The following is a 5063-nucleotide window of genomic DNA, read 5'->3' as shown; positions in this document are numbered from 1 at the left end:
TATGGGAGAGCGTCAATGCTTCGATCGGGCGTCATCCCGGCGGAAATGGCCATATATCAAGCGCTTTAGCGCTCGGCCATTTCCGGGAAGGGATCTCGGGCGGGACCCGTTTGCCCGTTCATTGCTCTGTCGCAGACAGAGGGGCAAATGGGGAGGACCCGGTCCTCGTGGCAAGCGAATGGTATGGGAGAGGCTTTCTTCTGTCCCGTTGAGCTGGTCCGTGGCCGTAGCTCGCGGTCCTTTCGGAGCAGAGTGCCCCGGCAGGCGCTGCGCGCCTGCCGGGGCTGTTATTATAAAGCCTTGCGCGGGCGCTCCCGCGCCCGCGCAAGGCGCCTTTTCCCTTCGGCAGAATGCCTCCTCGCCGCCTGCCGGGGCTGCTCCGTTTTGGCCGGGATGACGGCAGATCGAATCGCGCAGCGCCTGACGGCATAAACAGTTTTCCTCCCTGCGAAATCACAGATTTCGCAGGGAGGACAAAGGCCTTTTTGCTATGAGTTCTTTAGTCTATACAGGCATGGATATAGGGGATCAGCTTTTCGGCCCACAGCTCTGCGTGAGCCTGCAGTCCCTTGGGGCTGAAGTGGATGCCCGCTCCGTCATAATCTCTGTAGTCGGGGCCCAGCACGTCGGTGTCCGGTCCCTCCAGGGCCACTCCCCTGTCCCACAGCCTCTGGTGGGCCGCTCTGATGCGGGGCCAGGACGGATGCTCGGCGTTGTGATAGCTCACCTTCGCCACGAACCAGGGGAACCGCCAGCCGGCGTCGCGGCAGGAGGTCTTGATGATGGCTGTCATATTCAGCACGCAGTCTTCTGTGATGCTCTCAAAGTTGGATTCGCCCTGATGCCACAGCACGGCCCGGAAGCCGTTTTTGCCCAGCTGCTTCACTCTGGTCATAAACCACTCGTAGAGCTCGCCGCCCACTTCCCACTGTTCTATGGTGGTGCCGCCGTGGCCGGTGGAGGCTATGCCGATGGGCACGTTGAACTCCTTGTAGAGCAGGTCCGCCAGGGCGGGATAATAGCTGCCGCCGCCGGAGCCGTCGTGAACGCCGATCATGGGGTCATCGCAGGACTTCCAGTTGACGCCGTCGGTGGAGGAGCCCATGCCCAGGGTCTGCTGAATGGGGATCTGGCCCGAGTTGGTGGAGTTGGACTGGCCTGCGCCCACCAATACTTCGCCTACGCCCACCTTTTCCAGTGTCTTTTCGGCCACGATCTTTTTGTCCTTTTCCACCCGCAGCTCTATCTTGTACCAGCCGCCGGCGGGGGTCTTGACGGATTCGTCAAACACGCCGGACTCCTTGTTGACCTTCAGGGTCCTGAAGCCGCCGGACACCTTCTTGCCTCTGTAGTCCTTGCCGGTCAGCCTGTAGGACACCTTGTCCCACTCCACGTTGATCTTGCCGGAAAAGAATATATCGCCTTCGGATACGGTCTTGCGCTGAAACACCTGCCAGTTCACGGGGGAATACAGGGCTATGTCTTCGCTGTCGGCCTTGATGCCCGGATATGCAAAATCCGCCGCGGCCTGCCTCTCACTGAGCTCCGACGCCGAGGGGGTCAGTGTCACGGAGGCCTTTTGGCCGGGCCCCACGGGCAGCTGGATCAGCTCCAGACCGGAAAACAGCGTCCAGAACCAGTGCCTGGCGTCTCCCTTGGTCTTCAGAGCGGCGTGGCCCAGTATCCACTTGTATTCGCCCTTTTCCAGCTCGGAGGAGGCGGGATAGCAGTTGCCGTCCGAGGCGATGACCGCCTGCAGCTTGGAGGTAAAGACCGTGAACAGATTTTCGCTGACGTCACCGGTGTTCTCCGCTTCCAGCACGATCCCGTCGGGACCGAAGCGGTAGGTGGCGATGCCGTAGCCCTCCACGGTGCAGATGATGTTGTTGCCCTCGCGCCTGTTCACGGACGCCTCTTTGGGCTCACCGTTGTTGAAAAAGGTGGTCCCGGGAAAGACGTCGATGCTTTGCAAAAATTCGGTGCCGGATATCTGCAGGCTGCTCATCATACGGCCCGCGGGGATCACGGCCCTGTAGCCTTCGCCGGTGACGACATAGGAACCGTCCGATTCGGAGATGGTCTGCGCCCACGCCACGGAGCATATCAGCAGCGCAAATATGGCTGTCAGCAGTTTTTTCATAGGATTTCCTCACGCATAGTATTACACATAGTATTCACACATATTATAGCACATACGGGGCGAATATTTCCCGAGGTGTCAAAAAAACCGCTTGACACCGGGGCCGAAAGCAAGTATAATATACTGTGGTTTTAAGGAGACCGCTTACGATGATCAAATTCTTCAGATTCTTCAGTATCGTAATGCTCATCGCCTGGGCAGTGGTCATCTTCCGCTTTTCTTCGCAGAGCGCAGATGACTCGGGGTCTCTCTCACACAATTTTACCCATCGTATCCTTTGTATCATTTATCCCGGATTCAACGATATGCCTCTCATGGAGCAGCTGGACCTGAGACACAAGGCGGACAAGGTGGTCCGCAAGATCGCTCATTTCACCGTATTCGCGGTGTTCGGCTTCATCGCCTGCGCGGTGGCTTTTGCGTATATGCTGAAAAAGCCCCTGAGACAGGCGGCGCCTGCCGTCACGGGTCTGGTCTATGCCGTGTCCGACGAGATCCATCAGCTCTTCGTCCCCGGCCGGTCCTGCGAGTTCACAGACGTGCTCATAGATTTTGCCGGCTGCCTGTTGGGTATCTGCATCACCCATCTGTCTGCAGGCGCGTTTTTGTCTGCCAGAAAGAGATAAACCTTTTCGCCCTTTTGTGTGTCCCGCCGGGTCACAGATCCTGCGGGGAAGCCCCGGTGTTTGTCTGCCGGGCGACCGTATTGATGATGAACGCATTACCGTGACATAATTATTCAGACAAGGAGGAACAGTCATGTTGGTATATTATCGCGGACCATAAGCCCTGCCGCCCGGATCATTTCAGTGTACTACAGAGAAACAAATGGAGGTAAGAATGATGACATTTTCTGCGGTAAACACGATATGGGTGCTGGTCGGCGCTGCATTGGTATTCTTTATGCAGGCAGGCTTTGCCATGTGCGAGGCCGGCTTTACGCAAGCCAAGAACGCCGGCAACATCCTGATGAAAAACCTGATGGACCTTTGTATAGGGACCCCGCTTTACTGGCTGGTGGGCTTCGGCATCATGTTCGGAGCCGGCTCGGCAGTGATCGGCTGGGGCGATCCGTTTATCCTGAAGGATTACGGACACGCGCTCCCGTCGGGCGTCCCTCTGTGGGCCTTCGTCATTTTCCAGTCGGTATTTTGCGCCACCTCGGCCACCATCGTGGCGGGAGCCATGGCAGAGCGGACCAAATTCAGCGCCTACTGCCTGTACTCGGCTGTGATAAGCATGTTCATATATCCCGTATCCGGACACTGGATATGGGGCGGCGGCTGGCTGGCAAACCTGGGCTTTCATGACTTTGCCGGTTCCACTGCCGTGCACATGGTAGGCGGCGTCTGCTCCATGATCGGAGCCGCCATGCTGGGAGCCCGTGTGGGCAAATACGGCTCCGACGGCAAACCCCGGGCCATCCCCGGACACAATATACCCATTGCGGCGCTGGGCGTATTCATCCTGTGGTTCTGCTGGTTCGGCTTCAACGGAGCCAGCACGGTGGGAATGGATACCGACGACCTCATATCCACCGCCGGCCGGGTGTTCTTCAACACCAACCTGGCCGCCACAGTGGCCACGGTGGTCGCCATGATCATCACCTGGTGCCGCTACGGCAAGCCCGACGTGTCCATGACCTTCAACGCCTCGCTGGCAGGTCTGGTGGGCATCACGGCAGGCTGCGACGCCGTCAACCCCTTCGGAGCAGCCGTCATCGGCATTTGCTGCGGCGTCACCGTGATCTTTGCCGTGGAGTTTTTTGACAAGATAGCCAGGATCGACGACCCCGTCGGCGCCATTGCCGTCCACGGAGTCTGCGGCGCCCTGGGCACCATTATGACCGGTCTTTTTGCCACGGGCATCTCCACCCCCAAGGGACTTTTCTACGGAGGAGGAGCAGGCTTTCTGGGCGTGCAGGCCCTGGGAGTCGTTGCCGTGATGCTGTGGACGACCTGCGTCATATCCATAGTGTTTTTTATCATCAAAAAGACCATAGGCCTCCGGGCAGAGGCCGCCGACGAGATCACAGGTCTGGACCGTTCGGAGCACAGCCTGTATTCCGCCTACGCCGGCTTTACCGTCATGAGCAGCATAGCTCCCACGGCAGAGCCCGCCCCTGCAGTGACAGAGCTCGCCGGAGAGACAGTGCCCGTGATGCACGTGAAGGCCAAGAGCCCCTCGGAACAGCTTTTTGCCGCCATACGCATCATATGCCGGCCCTCCGGCCTTGAAGACCTGAAGGCAGCCATGAACAAGATAGGCATCACCGGTATGACCGTCACCAACGTCATGGGCTACGGAGCCCAGAAGGGCAAGCCCGAATACTACCGCGGCACCCCCATAGAGGTGACCCTGCTGCCCAAGGTGCAGACAGACATAGTGGTGGACGCCGCCTCAGTGGACAAGGTGGTGGCGGCAGCCCGCAAGGTGCTCTACACCGGCCACATCGGCGACGGCAAGATCTTTATCACCGACGTGGACAACATAGTCCGGGTCCGCACCGGAGAAGAGGGCGCCGAGGCCCTGCAGCAGTCCGAATAGGGCTCCGGGGCTCCGGCCCGGGCTTCGGGCTCCGGCCCGGAGAGCCCGCCGGACACGACAACAGCGGCGGCAGGCGCAGATCGCCTGCCGCCGCGCTGCCCCGCGCATACCCGGATAAGGACTGCCCTTCCTCTCTGCTCGCCGACATACAGGCAGAAAACACTCAGGGACAAGGAACTATGGAGACTGCGCGCATATCTAAATTAAGGTACATACATCACTATAGAGGAAAAGGACTATGAAATACTCTCAGCTTGGCAATACAGACATGCGCATATCCATGGTGTCCTACGGGGGCATAGTGTCCTCGGGGATCTACGGAGGCGTGCATTATCCCGCCGAGGGACAGGAGGCCTCCGACCGCTACGTGTCCTGG

The 5063-nt window shown here is 59.0% G+C and carries 3 protein-coding genes; 2 read left to right on the top strand and 1 reads right to left on the bottom strand.

Annotated elements, in window-relative coordinates; genetic code table 11:
- Positions 1-499: 499 nt before the first annotated feature.
- Complete coding sequence (locus tag IK083_10445; GenBank protein MBR4749973.1) at positions 500-2140, bottom strand: hypothetical protein; 1641 nt, start codon at positions 2138-2140, stop codon at positions 500-502.
- Positions 2141-2289: 149 nt separating this feature from the next.
- Between IK083_10445 and IK083_10440 the strand changes: the two genes are divergently transcribed.
- Both IK083_10440 and amt read left to right on the top strand, forming a co-directional pair.
- Entirely contained in the window at positions 2290-2766 is a 477-nt protein-coding gene (locus tag IK083_10440) for a VanZ family protein (GenBank protein ID MBR4749972.1), read from the top strand.
- Between the two features lie 217 nt (positions 2767-2983).
- A complete protein-coding gene (gene amt / locus IK083_10435) occupies positions 2984-4687 on the top strand; it encodes an ammonium transporter (GenBank protein ID MBR4749971.1) in 1704 nt (567 codons plus the stop codon).
- The last annotated feature ends 376 nt before the right edge of the window (positions 4688-5063 follow it).

The sequence above is a fragment of the Abditibacteriota bacterium genome, from assembly GCA_017552965.1.
Classification (GTDB): Bacteria; Armatimonadota; UBA5829; order UBA5829; family UBA5829; genus RGIG7931.
Note: the sequence above shows the minus strand (reverse complement) of the source record. Positions and strands in the feature narration are given on the sequence as shown.